The organism is Mesorhizobium sp. M2E.F.Ca.ET.209.01.1.1, assembly GCF_004010375.2.
Taxonomy (GTDB): Bacteria; Pseudomonadota; Alphaproteobacteria; order Rhizobiales; family Rhizobiaceae; genus Mesorhizobium.
Genome location: NZ_SADP02000331.1, coordinates 1 through 391, shown reverse-complemented (window position 1 = coordinate 391; position 391 = coordinate 1). Strand labels below are relative to the sequence as shown.

Genomic DNA, 391 nt, shown 5'->3' with positions numbered 1-391 from the left:
ATATCGTCCTCGACGGCGAAGTCGGGGAAGATGCCGAGCCCGATGCCGGCCAGCACACAGGCCAGCACCGCCGGGGTCTTGTCGCAGACCATGACCGGATTGAGCTCAGGCAACACCGTTTCGCCGTCCTTCGAGAACAGCCACTGACCGGTGCCGCGCAGTTGCGCGTTGCCGACCCATGGCAGGGATTTTGCGAGCTTCGGGCTCACATCTTTCGGAAAGCCACCCGCGAGCTTCGGGGTCGCTACTACGAATTGCTGCAAGGTCCCCAGGCGCCGCGCCTGGCTGGAGGAATCGGCGAGCCAGCCGATGCGGATGCCAAGGTCGATCTGCTCGTCGACCAGATTGCTGATCGCATCGTCGAAGATCGCCTCGACCTTCATCTTCGGAT

The 391-nt window shown here is 62.9% G+C and carries 1 protein-coding gene; it reads right to left on the bottom strand.

Annotated features, from left to right (window positions below):
- A partial coding sequence (locus EN852_RS35870; protein ID WP_246694510.1) for a LysR substrate-binding domain-containing protein occupies window positions 1-383 on the bottom strand: 383 nt, incomplete at its 3' end.
- Between the last annotated feature and the right edge of the window lie 8 nt (window positions 384-391).